Below are 16,405 nucleotides of genomic sequence, written 5' to 3' on the forward strand. Positions count from 1 at the left end.
CTGCGCCGGCCATCAAAAATTTAGACGTTCAAAAAAAGCAGGCGGCCCGCAGGCCGCCTGGCAATCGGTGGGGCAAGCCCCCTGTGGATCGGCTCAGCTGCGCTCGCCCTGAGCCGCGGCACGGATCTGTGCATCGACCACGGCAATGGCGGTCATATTCACCACGCGCCGCACGGTGGAGGACGGCGTGAGGATATGCGCAGGCCGGTTCACGCCCATCAGGATCGGGCCGATGGCGACGCCATCGGTCATCACCCGCACCATGTTATAGGCGATGTTGGCGGCGTCCAGGTTGGGCATCACATACAGGTTGGCGCGGCCGCTCAGGGTGGTGTTGGGGAAGATGCGCTGGCGCAGCGTTTCATCCCAGGCGGTATCGGCCTGCATTTCGCCGTCCACTTCCAGCTTGGGCGCGCGGGCGCGCAGAATCTTGAACACCTCGCGCATCTTGGCCGCGCTGGCGTTCTCGTGGCTGCCGTAATTGGAGTGCGACAGCAGCGCCACCTTCGGCTCGATGCCGAACAGCTTCAGGCGATACGTGGCCTGCAAGGTCGCCTCGGCGATCTGCTCGGCGGTCGGATCGCACTGCACATGCGTGTCCAGGAAGAACCAGGTGCCCTTGTCGTTGATCACGCCGCTCATCGCCGAGGTGCACGATACGCCCGGGTCGAGCCCGAACACGCTACGGATATAACCGAGCTTCTTGTGATAGCGCCCGACCAGGCCGGAGATCATCGCATCGGCTTCGCCGCGCTCGACCATGATGGCGGCGATCAGCGTAGGCCGCGAACGCAGCAGGTTCTTGGCCGCGGCCGGCGAAACGCCGCGCCGCTCGGTCAGCAGGTGATAGTGCTGCCAGTATTCGTTGAAGCGCGGGTCGTCATTGATATTGGTCAGTTCGAAATCGACGCCCGCGCGCATACGCAGGCCCATGCGCTGGATGCGCGTTTCGATCACATCGGGACGGCCGATCAGGATCGGATAGGCGAGCTTTTCGTCGATTACCGTCTGCACCGCGCGCAGCACGGTTTCTTCTTCGCCTTCGGCGTACACCACACGCTTGCGGTCGGTGCGTGCACGCTCGTAGATCGGCTTCATGATGTAGCCGGTGCGGTAGATAAACTGCGCCAGCTTCTCGATATAGGCGTCCATGTCGGTGATCGGACGCGTGGCCACGCCCGACTCCATTGCCGCCAGCGCCACTGCCGGTGCAAGCATCACCAGCAGGCGCGGATCGAACGGGCGCGGAATCAGATAGTCCGCACCGAAGGTCGGCGGATCGCCGGCGTAGGCGCTGGCCAGGTCGCCTGACTCCATCTGCGCCAGCGCTGCGATGGCGTGCACGCAGGCCAGCTTCATCGCTTCGTTGATGCCGGTGGCGCCTACGTCCAGCGCACCGCGGAAGATGTACGGGAAGCACAGCGCGTTGTTGACCTGGTTCGGGTAGTCCGAACGGCCGGTGGCGATGATGCAGTCCGGCCGCACCTGCTTGGCATCCTCCGGCAGGATCTCCGGATTGGGATTGGCCAGCGCCAGGATGATCGGCTTGTCGGCCATGCTGGCCACCATCTCCGGCTTCAGCACGCCGCCAGCCGACAGGCCCAGGAAGATATCCGCGCCATCGACGATCTCGGCCAGCGTGCGCGCCTTGGTATCGCGCGCATAGCGCTGCTTGTCCGGATCCATCTGGTCGCGGCCGGTGTACAGCACGCCTTCGCGGTCGTAGGCGAGGATGTGTTCGGGCTTCAGGCCCAGCGCCACCAGCATGTCGAGGCAGGCGATGCCGGCCGCGCCGGCGCCGGCCGTGGCCAGGTGCACGTCTTCGATTTTCTTGCCGACGATCTGCAGCGCATTGACGATGGCCGCACCGACGATGATCGCGGTGCCATGCTGGTCGTCGTGGAACACCGGGATCTTCATCCGCTCGCGCAGCTTGCGCTCGACGATGAAACACTCCGGCGCCTTGATGTCTTCCAGGTTGATACCGCCGAAGGTCGGTTCCATCGCGGCGATGATGTCGACCAGCTTGTCCGGGTCGCGCTCGGCCAGCTCGATATCGAACACATCAATGCCGGCGAACTTCTGGAACAGCACGCCCTTGCCTTCCATCACCGGCTTGCCGGCCAGCGGCCCGATGTCGCCCAGGCCCAGCACCGCAGTGCCATTGGTGATCACCGCCACCAGGTTGGAGCGCGCGGTGTACTCGCTCGCGCTTTGTGGATCCTCGACGATCGCTTCGCAGGCATAGGCCACGCCGGGCGAATACGCCAGCGACAGATCGCGCTGAGTGATCAGCGAGGTCGTCGGCGAAACCTTGATCTTGCCGGGGCGCGGCAGGCGGTGATAGTCGAGGGCGGCTTGGCGGAAGTCGTCGGAATGGGCCATCGGATGCGTTGCAACGAAGAAGGAGGGCGGGTGCCGCGCGGCGGCATGCTGCGCATGGTAGCACCCGTGCACCGCGGCGCCGGGCACAAGAGCTAGTCAAAAGGTAGTAGTGCGGTCACGTTCTGTTCGGTAGCCTTCTGCTGCATCGTCATTTTGCTGCAGCGCGATATCCATCGCGCCGGGCACCGGGACACTCATGACCACTCGCATCGCCAAGATCGTGCTGTCGCTGGTACTGGCGGCGTTCGCCTTGATCGTTACCCTCGACAACCTCGTCGACTACGGCTCCAACTTCCGGTTCGTCCAGCATGTGCTGTCGATGGACACGACCTTTCCCGGCAATGCTTTGCTTGGTCGTGCCATCACCAGCCCGGTGCTCTGGCATATCGGCTATGGCCTGATCATCGCCGCCGAAGGCGCCACCGGCCTGCTGCTGATAGCCGGCAGCCTGGCGCTGTGGCGGGCCCGCCACCAGCAGGGAGCCCGCTTCAACCAGGCCAAGAAACGGGTCACGGCCGGCTGTGTGCTGGGTTTTGCGGTGTGGTTTTTGGGCTTTATGGTGGTGGGCGGGGAATGGTTCGCCATGTGGCAGTCCAGCAGCTGGAACGGCCAGGAAGGCGCCTTTCGCTTCTACATGGCGATCCTGGGCGTGCTGATCTTCGTCAACCAGCCCGATCACGATCTCGCCTGATCAGATCCCCGCCGACAGCGTTTCCGCTTCCACCTTGGACATGCGCACGCGGTTGATAAACAGCGAAAACGCCAGCTTGCCGGCCAGCCCGTGCACATGCTGCATCCACGGCGGCAACCAGCGCGGCGGGGCCAGCGCACCGGACAGGAAATGCGGCTCCAGGCTCATCACGTCGTGCAGGGTGAGCTTGCCGGCAAACAGATAACGCAACAGGTCCAGCCGCCGTTCCTTCAAGGCCCAGCGGAAGAAGGTGTGCACGTCGAGCAGGCCGGAGAGGTACACATTGTCTTTGGCGAAGGCCGCACCGCCGGTCAGCGGCACGCCGCGGAACACGCGCTGCGCGGAATGAAAGCTGTCGCCCACGCTTTGCCCGCAGCGATTGAAGAAGCGATACACCTCGACAAAGTCCGCCCCGTTGAGCGCCATGTCGATCGCCAGGATGCGCAGGCTGATGCGCTTGAGCCGCGCGATATCGATGGCGCCGGACATCAGTTCGGCAAACACCGCCAGGCCTTCCTGCGTTGCCGTGACACGCGGCGAGGTGCGCGCCAGCGAAGCCAGCAGCGGCTGCTCGCGTCCGTTCAAGGCGGTCAGCGAATGCACATAGGCTTCGTGATTCAGCAGCTGGTGGCGGTCGTATTGGCTGAAGCGCATGCCGCCGCGCAGACGAATGCGGGTGGCGCCGGCGGCGGCCTTGGCGGTGAGATCGTTATCGATTTCCACCGCGATCTTGCCGACGCCGAAAAAGTCGTCCAGCGCCTTGGCCAGGTCGGCGCGCAACACTTCGGAGGAAATGTTGGCGGTGATGTCGTCGTCGTGCAGGTCGGCGCCGAGCTCGTCGGACAGCTCCACGAAATAGCGCGCGGCATCCAGATTGCTGCGATCGCTGCCGGAAATCGCGTCGCCGGGACGGCCGTACAGCTGGATGGACGGCGCGGTAACGCCCTCGGTGCCGACCGCTTCGAGCATCTCTGCCGCAATCCGCCACGATTCGGCCGTGCGCCGCAGGTAATCGCCGAGCGGATCGTCATTGCCCGCTTCGCTTTCGATCGCGGCCAGTTCCCTGCGCACCTCGGAAAGATCCGGCACTTTGTACTGCACGTCCGGCAAGGTGTATTGACCCCTGCCGTACTCCTCGATCATGCGGTCTTCCAGCGAAGCCGGCCAACTGACCGTGGAGAGAATGTTGATGCCGCGAACCGCAGCGAGCAGACGCTTGTCCAGCGCGGCATACGGAGCCAGGTCCGCGGGAATGGCTTCGATGGGGGTACTGCTCATGTCACTCCCGCTCACGCGAACCGCGCGGCCCATGCGTTTTCACTACCGGCCGGCCGCCGCGCTGGCGGCGCAGGCGCGACTCCAGCATGTTCGCCTGCTCTTCGCGCTCGTCGCGCAGCTTCAGATAATTGCGCCAGCGCTCGGCCGACAGTTCGCCGTCGTGCAAGGCTTCCTGCACCGCGCAGCCCGGCTCGCTGCCATGCCCGCAATCGGCGAAGCGGCAGTTCTCGGCCAATGCGTCGATATCGGCGAACAGATCGAGGTTTTCTTCACCGGTAAGCTTCAGCTCGCGCATCCCCGGCGTATCGATCAGACAGCCGCCGCTAGGCAACTGCAGCAAGGCGCGATGGGTGGTGGTGTGGCGGCCGCGGCTGTCATGGCTGCGCACCGCACTGGTGGCCATGCGCTCGGTACCCAGCAAGGTGTTGGTCAGGGTCGACTTGCCGGCGCCGGAAGAACCGACCAGCACGGCGCTGTCGCCCGGCTTGAGGTAGGCCGCCAGCACCGCGACGCTGGCCGGGTCCTTGCCGTTAATGGCATGGATCGGCGTGCCCACCGGCAAGCGCACGCGCAGGTCGGCCACGCAGGCCTCGGCATCCTCGCGCTGGTCGAGCTTGCTCAGGATGACCACCGGCTGCGCACCCGAACCCTCGGTAAGGGACAGGTAACGCTCGATGCGCGCCGGATTGAAGTCGCCATCCAGCCCGGTCAGCACCAGCACGTAATCGATATTGGTGGCGATCACCTGGCGCTCATAGCGCTCGCCCGCCGCGGCGCGCGACAGCACGGTGCGGCGCGCCTGCACGGCAAGAATATGCGGCGGCTTGCCCGGCTCCACTTCGACGAAGTCGCCGACCGCCGGCCGTTCGGCCGGATCCAGCCCGCGCTTGAGGAAATGTCCGGCCGGCTGGGCGCCGAAGGTATCGACGCCATCGTGCAATTCGTAGCCGGCGCGATGCTGCGCCACCACTCGCGCCAACCGCCGTCCGTCGGCTGGCAAGGCATCGCCCCGCCAGCCGATGTGGCGGAGCTGTTCGATGGTCTGGGCATCGCTCATGGGGTTCGATTATGCCGGGAGCTGGGGTCGACGGGGAATGGACATACCGCATGGACGCTCGGGGCACACCGTGGTGAAAGGAAAAACCCGCATATCCGATGCCTTTTTTCGCCCGATTCAGAGCCCCACAGCGCCCGCACACGCTGTTAGCATCGACGCAAGAACCGGCGGCAGGCCGGGTTTCCCCGAAGAAATAAGGACTAAGCCGTTGGCCTCGATCAAACCCAGTGCGCATCTGAATGAGGTGCGCTATGAAATCCGTGGTGCGCTGACCCGCCGTGCACGCGAACTGGAAGCGGCCGGGCTGCCGATCATCAAGCTCAATATCGGCAACCCTGCCCGCTATGGCTTTACCGTGCCGGAGCATCTGCGCCAGGCCATTGCCGCGCACCTGCACGAAAGCGAAGCCTATGGCCACGAGCAGGGGTTGGAAGAAGCGCGCGAGGCGATTGCCGCGCAGCAGCGCGCCCGCGGCGCGCGCCAGGTGGAAGTGGAACGCATCTTTATCGGCAACGGCGTCAGCGAGCTGATCGATCTCAGCCTGCGCGCCCTGCTGCAGCCGGGCGACGAAGTGCTGCTGCCCAGCCCGGACTACCCGCTGTGGAGCGCCGCCACCATTCTCAACGGCGGCGTGCCGCGCTACTACCGCTGCCTGGCGGAAAACCGGCATTTGCCGGATCCGGAAGAAATCGAGGCGCTGGTCACGCCGCGCACGCGGGCGCTGGTACTGATCAATCCGAACAATCCCACCGGCGCGGTGTATCCGCGCGCGCTGCTGGAACAGATCGTTGCCATTGCCGCACGCCATCGCCTGCTGTTGCTGTGCGACGAGATCTATGACGAGATCCTTTACGACGGCACCCATTTCCAGCCGGTGGCGCAGGTGGCGGGCAATACCCCGTGCATCAGCTTCGGCGGCCTGAGCAAGGTGCATCGCGCCTGCGGCTATCGGGTCGGCTGGCTCAGCCTGTCGGGCGATGTGGCCAGCACGCGCGAATACCGCGATGCGCTGCAGCTGCTGGCGGCACTGCGCCTGTGCGCCAACGTCACTGCGCAATGGGCGGTGATTCCGGCGCTGCAGGACACGCCCACCATCGGTGCGCTTACCGCACCGGGCGGCCGCCTGCATGAGGCACGCAAGGCCGTGCTGGAAGGCGTCGCCGCCAGCGATTATCTGGACCTGGTCACCCCGGGCGGCGCCTTGTACGCCTTCCCGCGCGTGCGTACCGACCGCATCGCCAACTTCAACGACGACACCTTCGCCCTGCGCCTGCTGGAAGAAGAATCGGTGCTGGTGGTGCCTGGCTCCAGCTTCAACGTACCGACCAGCCGCCATGTGCGCCTGACTCTGTTGCCGCAGCCGGCGCAACTGCGCGACGTGTTCGTGCGCATCGAGCGCGTGCTGGAACGGATGGCCGCCGAACAGACTCCGCGCGCCGCGATCGCCTGATCCATGCCGCTGCGTTACCTGGCCCTGGGCGATTCCTACACCATCGGCGAAGACGTGCCCGCCCAGGCACGCTGGCCGGTACAGGTGGCCGAAAAGCTGCGCGCACGCGCCTTTGCCATCGACGATCCGCAAATCGTCGCCGTCACCGGCTGGACCACCGACGAACTGTCGGACGGCATGGACAAGGCCGAACTGGGCGCCAGCTACGACCTGGTCACCCTGCTGATCGGCGTCAACAATCAATACCGCGGCCGCGCGGCAGAGGAATACCGCGCGCAGTTGCGCACCTTGCTGATGCGTGCCACCACCCTGGCCGGCAAGCGTGCGGCACGCGTGGTGGTGGTATCCATTCCCGACTGGGGCGTCACCCCGTTCGGCCACCGGAGCGGCCGCAATCTGCAGCAAATTGCGGCCGAACTGGATGCGTTCAACGCAATCGCCCGCGAGGAGGCGCTCGCGGCGGGGGCCCGTTTCGTGAATATCACCGGCATCTCCCGCGATCACGCGAGCCTGGTCGCCTCCGACGGGCTGCACCCGTCCGGCGCCCAATATGCGCTATGGACCGAGGCCATCGAGCCCGCCGTGGCCGCTGCGCTGGCGCAGCACTGACCTTTCCCGCTTTCGCCCGGAAAGAAACAGAAAGTGACAGGACATGTCACGACAGCTAAGCGCGGCAGCGCGAGCTGCGGCGCCCGTGGCCTGGTTCACGAAACTTGCCGCAAGTATTTGCCCGCAAGTATTTACTCTTCGTCAGTTTCTTGAAAGAGTTGCTCCAGGGGGAGCACTAGGCAAAGCATCCCTGATCGGATGTCCGGATTACACGTCCCGTGAAGCACGGGGAAAGCACGGGCGTGCCGGGTTGTATCGGTGTTCCTCCTTGGCCATTCATTCGGGGAGACATCATGCAAGCTCACTACAATCGCTTGTCCATAGCGGTGCGTCTGGCGCTGTCGGTCGGCCTCGCCTCTTCTGCAGTAGTTGTCCATGCGCAAGACACCGTCCCGCCGCAGAACCCCTCTAACCAGAACACCGGCGAGCAGAGTCCGCCGGCCAAGCCCAAGACGCTGTCGGCGGTAACCGTCACCGGCTCGCTGATTCGCCGCGTGGATACGGAAACCGCCAGTCCGGTGATCACGCTCGATCGCACCGCCATCACCAATAACGGCAGCCCCACGCTGGGCGATGTATTGCAGCAACTGCCGAGCATTTCCGGCTACGCCACCAACCCGTCCAACAACAGCAACGGCGGCGGCGTCGCCAGCCCCACGCTGGAGGGCGGCGATGGCGCATCGCGCGTCTCGCTGCGCGGCCTGGGCGCCAATCGCACCCTGGTGCTGGTAGATGGCCAGCGCATGGCCAACGCGGATCTCAACATGATTCCGCAGAACATGATCCAAAGCGTGGACGTGCTGGCCGAAGGCGCCTCCACCGCCTACGGTTCGGATGCCGTCGGCGGCGTGGTGAACTTCCATCTGCGTACCGATTTCAAGGGCGCCGAAGCCAGCGTCAACGATGGCATCTCCAGCCACGGCGACGGCCAGCGCCGCGGCTTCAGCTTCACCACCGGCGCCAGCGGTGCGCAGGGCAACATCGTGGCGGGCATCGACTGGAACAAATACACGCCAGTGCTGGCCACCCGGCGCAGCTTCTCGCAGCACGCGCTGTATCTGTCCAGCGGTGTCGTCACCCCGCAAGGCTCCGGCACCATCCCAACCGGCCGCATCCTGATTCCTGCCGGGCTCTCGCCGGGCGGCTGCAGCGTCAACGGCGCGGGCAACACCTATGTGACGCTGTCGCATGGCACCGGCAGCAGCCTCGGCGATTACCGCTGCTACGGCGGCCCGGGCGACACCTTCAACTACAACGCCTACAACTACATTCAGACCGAGCAGAAGCGGGTGAACTTCTTCACCCTCGGCAACTACAACATCACGCCGAACCTGACGGCGTTCGCCAACGTGTTCTTCAACCGCACCAACTCTGCCGGGCAGGATGCGTCCTCGCCCACCGGCACCAGCGACGGCTGGTACGTGGCGGCGAATAACCCGATCAATCCGTTCGGCGTCACCTTCGGCACGCCGCCGGGCTACACCGGCACCAGCTACGTGATGAATACGCGCCTGACCGGCCTGGGCACGCGCCTGCACACCTTCGATACCGACAATCTGCAGGTCAATACGGGCCTGCGCGGTCACTTCGGGCAGAGCAGCTGGATCTGGGATGCGAGCCTCGATTACGGCTACACCAACCGCAAGCAGGTCGACTACAACGAAGTGAACATTGCCGACCTGCAGGCGGTCATCAATGCCGGCGGCAACATCTTCGATCAGGCCGACCCGGCGGTAACCGGCGCGCTGAAGAACGGCGTGGATTCGCCCACCTATGTCTACACCGCCACGATGAAGCAACTGCAGTTCAATGCCTCCGGCGAGCTGTGGGATCTGCCCGCCGGCGCGATCCAGCTCTCCACCGGCGCGCTGTACCGCTGGAACTCGATGAACTACACGGTGACGCCGGATGCGATTCTCGATCCGGGCACCGCCACCTGCGCGGTGCTGGCCGAAGCCTGCGGTTCGCCCGGTCGCGGCAGCGACAACGTCAAGGAACTGTACGCAGAAACCTTGCTGCCGCTGCTGTCGGGCAAGCCGGGCGTGTATTCGCTGAACCTGGATCTTGGCATCCGCGCCTCCGACTACAGCACCTCCGGCACCACCACCAACAAGAAGATCGCGCTGGAGTACCGCCCGATTGCCGACTTGCTGGTACGCGCCACCGCCACCCAGGTCTTCCGCGCGCCCAACCTGGATGAGCAGTTCGACGGCATCACCATCGCCAATCCCACCATCAACGATCCCTGCGTGGGACTCAGCAGTGCGGCGCTGGCAGCGCATTCGGCAGCGTGCCAGAACGTGCCGCCGCAATGGGCAGGCAATCCGAATCCGCAGATCACCGGCTACTACTCCGGCGGCAAACCCGCAGGCGTCAATTTGCGGCCCGAGCAGGGCATGTCCTACGACTTTGGGCTGGTGTATTCGCCGAGCTGGCTGGAAGGTTTCTCCTCCACCGTCGATCTGTGGCGCATCAACCTGCACGATCTGCTCACGCCGCTGGCGGCGCAGACCGTGCTGGATGCGTGCTTTGCCAATGGCGGCAGCCCGTACTGCAACTTCATCCATCGCTATCCCAGCAACAATGCACTGGCCGGCGCGATCTATTACATGAACACCCCGGAAGTGAACCTGGGCACCTTGAGCACCAGCGGCGTGGATTTCAGCACCACCTACTCCATTCCGCACTTCGACCTGGGCAGCTTCAATCCCGGCAATTTCAAGCTGGGGCTCAACACGACCTATACCGGCTCGTTCTACAACAACGCCACGCCCGGCCAGCCGGGTGCGAAGACGGTCAACTACGCCGGCACCTACACGCAGCAATTCGGCAATATCGCCCGCTGGCGCGGCACGCTCACGCTCAACTGGTCATTGGGCAACTGGAGTGCGCAATGGCAAACGCGCTACATCAACCACCTCACCAACCTCAACGCCGACTACATCACCGGCGCCAGCGCACCGATGGCCTCGGTGCTGTATCACTCGGCACAGATCGCCTATACGGTGCCGTCCATCAAGACCCGCTTCGAATTCGGCGTGGACAACATCACCGACAAGACGCCCCCGCTGATTTATCAGAACGGCCTGAACTACAACGTCGACACCGCTACGTATGACGTATTGGGCCGCTACTACTGGGCGCGTGCGACGGTGAAATTCTAAGCCGCCGACGCCGTACTTCGTGCCATGATCGATGCCCTCCCCGGCCTGTCGCCGGGGAGGGCCGACGCACGACATGGGGACCCGCCGCGTGGATGCCTCCCGCTCCAGTACCGCCGAGATGCTCGCCGCCTTCGAACAGGGCGAGATGCAGCGCGTGCTGACCTTGAGCGAAAGCTTGTCCGGCGAGCATGAAATCGAACTGCTGCTGCGCGCCCTGGCCTTGCGTGCCACGGGACGGGCAACCGAAGCCCTGCCGCTGCTGCTGCGCCTGACCCAGCTCAGACCGCAAACCTTCGAGTACTGGAACAATCTGGGCCTGGTCGCGCGCGAAACCGGCGACGTGCCTACGGCCGAGCAGGCGTTGCGGCGCGCCTTGGCGCTGGCGCCGCAACACGCCGACGTGCACTACAACCTCGGCCTGCTCCAGCTGCAACAGCAACACTGGCTGGCCGCACGCGAGACCTTGCTGGATGCCGTGCAACTGGCTCCCGGTTTGATCGAGGCGCGCCTGCAGGCCGCGCATGCCTGCCATGTCTGCGGCGACAGCCTGGGCGAGGAAGCGATGCTGGAAAACGCCGCGACATGGCCACCGCAGCCCGCCGAGCAGGCGCTGACCCTGGCCCGCATGCTGTCCACACTGGGACGCCAGGACGAAGCATTCCACGCCCTGGACCAGGCACTGCTACCGGGCGATCACAGCGCACCCTCTCTGCGCCTGCGCATCATCGCCATGCGCGCCGCGCTGCTCGAACGCAGCAACCGGCTGGAGCAGGCCGAAACAGAACTCACACAACTGCCTCTGCAGGAACTGCCGCCAGATGATCCGCAACTACTCTGCGCGGCTTGGCTGACCCATGCGGCAGTAGCCATGCGGCGCGGCGACACAGCCAGCGCCGAACAGCTGTACCGACGCATCCTCGCCAGCACCGAGGACGCAGACGCACGTGCGCAAGCCGCATTCGGCCTGGCCGCCGCCTGTGATCGACAGCAACGGCAGCACGCGGCATGGGCTGCCTTGCAGCAGGCGCATGCCGCGCAGCTCACTATCGCCCAAGGCATCGTGCCTGAGCTGACCGGCGAAGACAGCCAGCCGCTGGCGATGGCCGACCTGCTCGTCAGCCGCAGCGAATACGCGCGCTGGGCACCGCTACCACCGCCACGCGAGGACCAGAATCCGGTTTTCGTGCTGGGCTTTCCGCGCTCCGGCACCACCTTGCTGGAACAAATGCTGGATGCACATCCGGACTTTTGCGCGATGGACGAACGCGCCTTCATCCACGAACTCACCGAGCGCATGCGGCTGGCCGGCCAGCCCTATCCGTCCGCACTGGCCGATCTCACCGACACGGATGCCGCGCAGCTGCGTGCCGTCTATACCCAGATGGTGCGCAAGGTAGTGCCCGAGCTTGGTGCACGGCGGCTGGTCGACAAGAATCCGCTCAACATGCTGTGCCTGCCGATGATCGCGCGCCTGTTTCCGCAAGCGCGCATCATCCTGTGCCTGCGCCATCCCTGCGACGTATTGCTGAGTTGCTACATGCAATCGTTCCGCTCGCCGGCCTTCATGGTGATGTGCAGTTCGCTGCAACGCTTGGTGCGTGGCTACGTGCGCGCGTTCGAGCACTGGTTCGACCAGGTCGAAGTGTTGGCGCCACGGGTATTGGAATGGCGCTACGAATCGGTGGTGTCGCACTTCGACGAGCAGGTGCTGCAACTGGGTCATTTCCTGGATCTGGACAATGCCGGACCGATGGCGCGCTTCGCCGAGCACGCGCGCAGCAAGCGCTACATCAGTACACCCAGCTATGCGCAGGTAACGCAGGGCATCCACGGCCACGCCGTGCATCGCTGGCATGCATACCGCGAGATGTTCGAGCCCGTGTTGCCGCTGCTGCGTCCGCTACTGGAACGACTGGGCTACGCCGCATAGCGCATCAGGCACCGCTTGCGCGATTGAACTGACCGATCGCTTCGATCAATTCGGTGACCGCGACGCGCTCGGCATCGGTCAGATCGGGATTCCAGCTATCCAGAATCAATACCACGCGGGTTTCCGCGCTGCGATTCCACGCTTCGTGCTCGAAGGTGTCGTCGAAAGTGACGCAATGGCCCTCGCGCCATGCGTGCAGCTCACCACCGACACACAGGGCGCAATCGGCTGGCACCAGCAAGGGCAGATGGGTGACCAGGCGTAGGTTGGTGACGCCGGTGTGCGGCAGGATATGCGTGCCGGGGGTCAATACGGAGAACAGCGTTTCGGGCGCGTGGCCGGGGATGCGCGTGAGCGGCAGGCCGTCCAGCAACGCAGCCGTGCGTGGACAGGCCGCGGCATGGGCGTCGTAACGCTCGCCATGCCGATAGAAGAAATAAGCATCCCAGGCAGCAGGCTGCGGCCCCGACGATTGCAACATGGCCTGTTGCATCTGGCCCGGCGGCGGTGCGTCCAGAAAAGCTTCCAGGCTATCGCGCTGCGCCAGCACAGCCTGCAGCTCTTGCCGGATCGATGCGGTGGCCGCTTCGAGCTCGGCATGCCAGGGGAAGCGTTCGCGCGGGTAATAAGGCTGGCTGGGCAGGCCGGGGAAATAGAGGAATTTGGGTCGCTGGCGCGGATCCGGCGTGGCGACAGGACGCTCGCCGAGATAGCTCGCCAGGCAATCCGCCACCCGGCGCATCTGGGCGACACCGTAGCGCTGCTGCAAAGGTTCAAGTACCTGCCGGAACCAGGCCGGACGGCCTGCATCGACGTAGCGCATGGAGTGCTTCACCGCGTCGCGCAGGCCCGGTGCGGTGGTGTCATCGCCAAGCCAGCGTCCCTGGTTCTGCGCTGTACGCAAGGCGCCGAAATAGGCGGTCAGTGCGTCCTGCGGGCGGTCAAGCCGTTCCAGCGCCACGCCCAGGCGCAGCCGCTCCACGAACAACTCTGGCGCCCGCTGCAGTGCCTGCTGCAAGGTCTGGGCGGCGGCGGAAAAATCGCCGGCCGCCAACTGCGCGGTGCCCAGCACCTGCAGCGCTTCCACGTCGTCCGGCAGTTGTTCCAGGATCCGCTGGAACAACGCCGCGGCCTGCTGCAGCTCGCCGCGCTGCAGGCTGGCATGCGCGGCTTCGCGCCATTGCGCAAGCGGCGTGGCGACTGGCAGGTTCATGGCTGTTTCCCTCCCCTCGCGGCTCTTATCGCATACCGACCGCGGTTTTTCCCAGTTCCTGCGCGCAAAAAGCCGTGGCGGCAACCTGTTTGCAACCTTTTCGCCATCACCCGGTGACCTTGCAGGACGAGACTGGGCACCCGGCAACCAACCGGGAACCGACGCCATGGCCATCCTCCGCTGCCGCAGCGTTTTCATCTCCGATGTCCACCTGGGCACGCCTGATTGCAAGGCGGCCTACCTGCTGGATTTCCTGCGCAATCTGCAGTGCCAGAAGCTGTACCTGGTGGGCGACATCATCGATCTCGAAGCTCTGGGCCGCCGCAAGTGGTGGCATCAGGACCACAGCACCGTCATCGCCGAAGTGCTCGACATGGCACGGCGCGGGGTTGAGGTCACCTATATCCCCGGCAACCACGACGCGCCGCTGCGCGGCATGGTCGGGCAATCGATCTGCGGCGTGCGCATCGAACTGGATGCCGTGCACGTAGGCGCGGACGGACGCCGCTACCGGGTCAGCCACGGCGACGAATACGATCCCGAGCAGATCGGCCGCAGCTGGATGCTGCATATCGGCGAAGCCATGCACCGCTTCATCTGCTGGAGCAATCGCCGCGTGAATGCCTGGCGCCGACGCATGGCGCTGCCGTACCTGCCGCTGTCGATTATCGTGAAATCGCATATCGGCAAGGCGCTGGCCTATATCCGCGCTTACGAGGAACGCGTCGCCGCCGATGCGCGCGAGCGCGGCATGGACGGGCATATCTGCGGCCATATCCATTACGGCCAGGTGCGCACCATCGACGGCGTGGTCTACCTCAACGATGGCGACTGGGTGGAACACTGCACCGCGCTGGTCGAAGACGAGATTGGCGCGATGGAGCTGATCCACTGGAGCGAGCAGCCCACTGCCCTGGGCCGCGCCAGCCGCGAACTGGTACTGCCGTCGCCCACCGCCGCCCTGGCGCTGGCCCCGCTGGCCCGCCGCAAGCGCGACCTGGACGAGCTGCGCCCCGCCGCCTGATCCCCTGGACGACCTCCCCTGCCCCGCAGGGGAGGGCCGGCAACATCCCACCTTGGAACATGGCCGACCCGCCTGCATATGCAGGGGGATACAATGTCCCTCTTTTGCCGGAGCCTTCCATGTCCCTCGACAGCGCCACCCGCGACCGAATCGAAAGCCTGCTCAAAGACCACCGCGTGGTGCTGTTCATGAAAGGCACGCGCCAACAGCCGATGTGCGGCTTTTCCGCCGCCGCCACCAATACGCTCAACGAGCTGCTGCCCGACTACCACACGGTGAACGTGCTGGAGGATTCGGAGATCCGCGAGGGCATCAAGGCGTTCGGCAACTGGCCGACCATTCCGCAGCTGTATGTCGACGGCGAGCTGGTCGGCGGCGCCGACATCATTCGCCAGATGTACGGCAGCGGCGAGCTGCACCAGCTGTTCGGCGCCTCCGCGCCGGACCGCACGCCGCCGCAGATCACCATTACCGACAAGGCCGCCGAGGCGATCCGTCAGGGCACGTCGAATGCACAGGGGCTCGCGCTGCATCTGGAAATCGGCCCGGACCACAGCGCCGGCTTCCAGCTGGCGCCGGGCAGCGAGCATGACATCGTAGTGGTGGCCAACGGCATCGAAGTGCACTTCGATCCGGCCAGCGCACAGCGCGCCAAGGGCATCGTGATCGACTGGGTCTCCACCATGCAGGGCGAAGGCCTGAGCCTGAAATTTCCCGGCGCCGGCACCGAGCTGAAGTCGATGAGCGTGCAGGAGCTGCAGCAGCGTCTGGCCAAAGGCGACATCACCCTGATCGACGTGCGCCCGGCCCAGGGCCGCCAGCTGGCTGCGCCGCTGCCGCAGGCGCGTGTGCTGGAAGAAGAGGGCTACGCCGCGCTGGCCGCGCTGCCCAAGGACACCGCACTGGCCTTTATCTGCCACCACGGCATTTCCAGCCGTAGCGCGGCCGAGCGCTTCATCGCGCACGGCTTCACCGACATCTACAGCGTGGATGGCGGCATGGACGCATGGGCGGCCGAGATCGACAGCAGCGTTCCGCGTTACTGATCTCCAGCTTCGCGCATGAACCCAAGCACGGGACCTCAGGGTCCCGTGCTTTTTTTGTGCCTGTAGCGCCTCGGGGACAACTGAATAAGGCAGCAGGGACCCGCATTTCTCGGTCTATTCCGACCAGGAAATCACAAAAAAATACGATTGGATTTAACTACCGTTAAGTAAAAACTTGCGATTGACTGCCCATGCTGACGGCGGCTGGACATCGTGCAGCGCCGCAACGGCCAGCCAGTCTCTGGGAAATTCCCTAATAATATTAAGTAGCTAAGTTTGACTACCCGCCATGGCGCATATGCCACGCGCAAAGCGTGCCAACTTCGTCCGTAAAAAATTTCGCCATCTTTTCGTAAGCATTGCGTAAGAATTTGGCATTTCGTAATTTCGTACGCGGCCTGGTTGTAACGGCATCGCCGCCGGACCGGCCTCCCGGGTGTGGGGACACCCGGTCGAATCGGGCATAGCAAGCCACCCAACCAGAGGTATCGCAGGACGAGGCTGGAGCCTCGTGCGCGGCTTCGCCGTGGGCGGCAGACCGGTTCGATGAAAGTTCCA

At 64.8% G+C, this 16,405-nt stretch carries 11 protein-coding genes; 7 read left to right on the forward strand and 4 right to left on the reverse strand.

Going from position 1 to position 16,405, the window contains the following annotated elements; genetic code table 11:
• Positions 1-93: 93 nt before the first annotated feature.
• Positions 94-2,385: an NADP-dependent malic enzyme gene (locus IGX34_RS02685; RefSeq protein ID WP_192554110.1), complete on the reverse strand. Its 2,292-nt coding sequence runs from the start codon at positions 2,383-2,385 to the stop codon at positions 94-96.
• Positions 2,386-2,581: 196 nt separating this feature from the next.
• On the opposite strand from IGX34_RS02685, the gene IGX34_RS02690 reads away from it, so the two are divergent.
• Complete coding sequence (locus IGX34_RS02690) at positions 2,582-3,076, forward strand: DUF2165 family protein (protein WP_192554111.1); 495 nt, start codon at positions 2,582-2,584, stop codon at positions 3,074-3,076.
• On the opposite strand, the gene IGX34_RS02695 is transcribed toward IGX34_RS02690, so the two are convergent.
• Positions 3,077-4,354, reverse strand: a complete 1,278-nt coding sequence (locus tag IGX34_RS02695) for a peptidase MATCAP family protein (RefSeq protein ID WP_192554112.1) — start codon at positions 4,352-4,354, stop codon at positions 3,077-3,079.
• A 1-nt stretch (position 4,355) separates the two neighbouring features.
• Positions 4,356-5,411 (reverse strand): ribosome small subunit-dependent GTPase A, encoded by a 1,056-nt coding sequence (gene rsgA, locus IGX34_RS02700; RefSeq protein ID WP_192554113.1) that lies wholly within the window; start codon positions 5,409-5,411, stop codon positions 4,356-4,358.
• 208 nt (positions 5,412-5,619) lie between these two features.
• Between rsgA and IGX34_RS02705 the strand changes: the two genes are divergently transcribed.
• From IGX34_RS02705 to IGX34_RS02720, 4 genes are all read left to right on the forward strand, one after another.
• Positions 5,620-6,861, forward strand: coding sequence for an aminotransferase class I/II-fold pyridoxal phosphate-dependent enzyme (locus tag IGX34_RS02705; protein ID WP_192554114.1), 1,242 nt, complete (start codon positions 5,620-5,622; stop codon positions 6,859-6,861).
• A gap of 3 nt (positions 6,862-6,864) precedes the next feature.
• A complete protein-coding gene (locus IGX34_RS02710; RefSeq protein ID WP_192554115.1) occupies positions 6,865-7,470 on the forward strand; it encodes an SGNH/GDSL hydrolase family protein in 606 nt (201 codons plus the stop codon).
• 293 nt (positions 7,471-7,763) lie between these two features.
• Positions 7,764-10,634, forward strand: coding sequence for a TonB-dependent receptor domain-containing protein (locus IGX34_RS02715; RefSeq protein ID WP_192554116.1), 2,871 nt, complete (start codon positions 7,764-7,766; stop codon positions 10,632-10,634).
• Positions 10,635-10,722: 88 nt separating this feature from the next.
• On the forward strand, positions 10,723-12,564 hold the full coding sequence (locus tag IGX34_RS02720) for a tetratricopeptide repeat-containing sulfotransferase family protein (RefSeq protein ID WP_338015399.1): 1,842 nt from the start codon (positions 10,723-10,725) through the stop codon (positions 12,562-12,564).
• 4 nt (positions 12,565-12,568) lie between these two features.
• Here IGX34_RS02720 and IGX34_RS02725 read toward each other — a convergent pair whose 3' ends face one another.
• On the reverse strand, positions 12,569-13,777 hold the full coding sequence (locus IGX34_RS02725; protein WP_192554117.1) for an aspartyl/asparaginyl beta-hydroxylase domain-containing protein: 1,209 nt from the start codon (positions 13,775-13,777) through the stop codon (positions 12,569-12,571).
• A 166-nt stretch (positions 13,778-13,943) separates the two neighbouring features.
• On the opposite strand from IGX34_RS02725, the gene IGX34_RS02730 reads away from it, so the two are divergent.
• On the forward strand, positions 13,944-14,801 hold the full coding sequence (locus tag IGX34_RS02730; protein WP_192554118.1) for a UDP-2,3-diacylglucosamine diphosphatase: 858 nt from the start codon (positions 13,944-13,946) through the stop codon (positions 14,799-14,801).
• 119 nt (positions 14,802-14,920) lie between these two features.
• On the forward strand, positions 14,921-15,847 hold the full coding sequence (gene grxD / locus IGX34_RS02735; RefSeq protein ID WP_192554119.1) for a Grx4 family monothiol glutaredoxin: 927 nt from the start codon (positions 14,921-14,923) through the stop codon (positions 15,845-15,847).
• Positions 15,848-16,405 lie beyond the last annotated feature (558 nt).

Origin of the sequence: Dyella acidiphila (assembly GCF_014863405.1) — a bacterium.
Lineage (GTDB): Bacteria > Pseudomonadota > Gammaproteobacteria > Xanthomonadales > Rhodanobacteraceae > Dyella_B > Dyella_B acidiphila.

What these genes read in the sequence shown, in the direction of transcription:
- IGX34_RS02725 (WP_192554117.1), bottom strand. Translation starts at nt 13,777, where the DNA reads ATGAACCTGCCAGTCGCCACGCCGCTTGCGCAATGGCGCGAAGCCGCG.
- IGX34_RS02730 (WP_192554118.1), top strand. Translation starts at nt 13,944, where the DNA reads ATGGCCATCCTCCGCTGCCGCAGCGTTTTCATCTCCGATGTCCACCTG.
- grxD (WP_192554119.1), top strand. Translation starts at nt 14,921, where the DNA reads ATGTCCCTCGACAGCGCCACCCGCGACCGAATCGAAAGCCTGCTCAAA.
- IGX34_RS02695 (WP_192554112.1), bottom strand. Translation starts at nt 4,354, where the DNA reads ATGAGCAGTACCCCCATCGAAGCCATTCCCGCGGACCTGGCTCCGTAT.
- IGX34_RS02710 (WP_192554115.1), top strand. Translation starts at nt 6,865, where the DNA reads ATGCCGCTGCGTTACCTGGCCCTGGGCGATTCCTACACCATCGGCGAA.
- IGX34_RS02690 (WP_192554111.1), top strand. Translation starts at nt 2,582, where the DNA reads ATGACCACTCGCATCGCCAAGATCGTGCTGTCGCTGGTACTGGCGGCG.
- rsgA (WP_192554113.1), bottom strand. Translation starts at nt 5,411, where the DNA reads ATGAGCGATGCCCAGACCATCGAACAGCTCCGCCACATCGGCTGGCGG.
- IGX34_RS02715 (WP_192554116.1), top strand. Translation starts at nt 7,764, where the DNA reads ATGCAAGCTCACTACAATCGCTTGTCCATAGCGGTGCGTCTGGCGCTG.
- IGX34_RS02685 (WP_192554110.1), bottom strand. Translation starts at nt 2,385, where the DNA reads ATGGCCCATTCCGACGACTTCCGCCAAGCCGCCCTCGACTATCACCGC.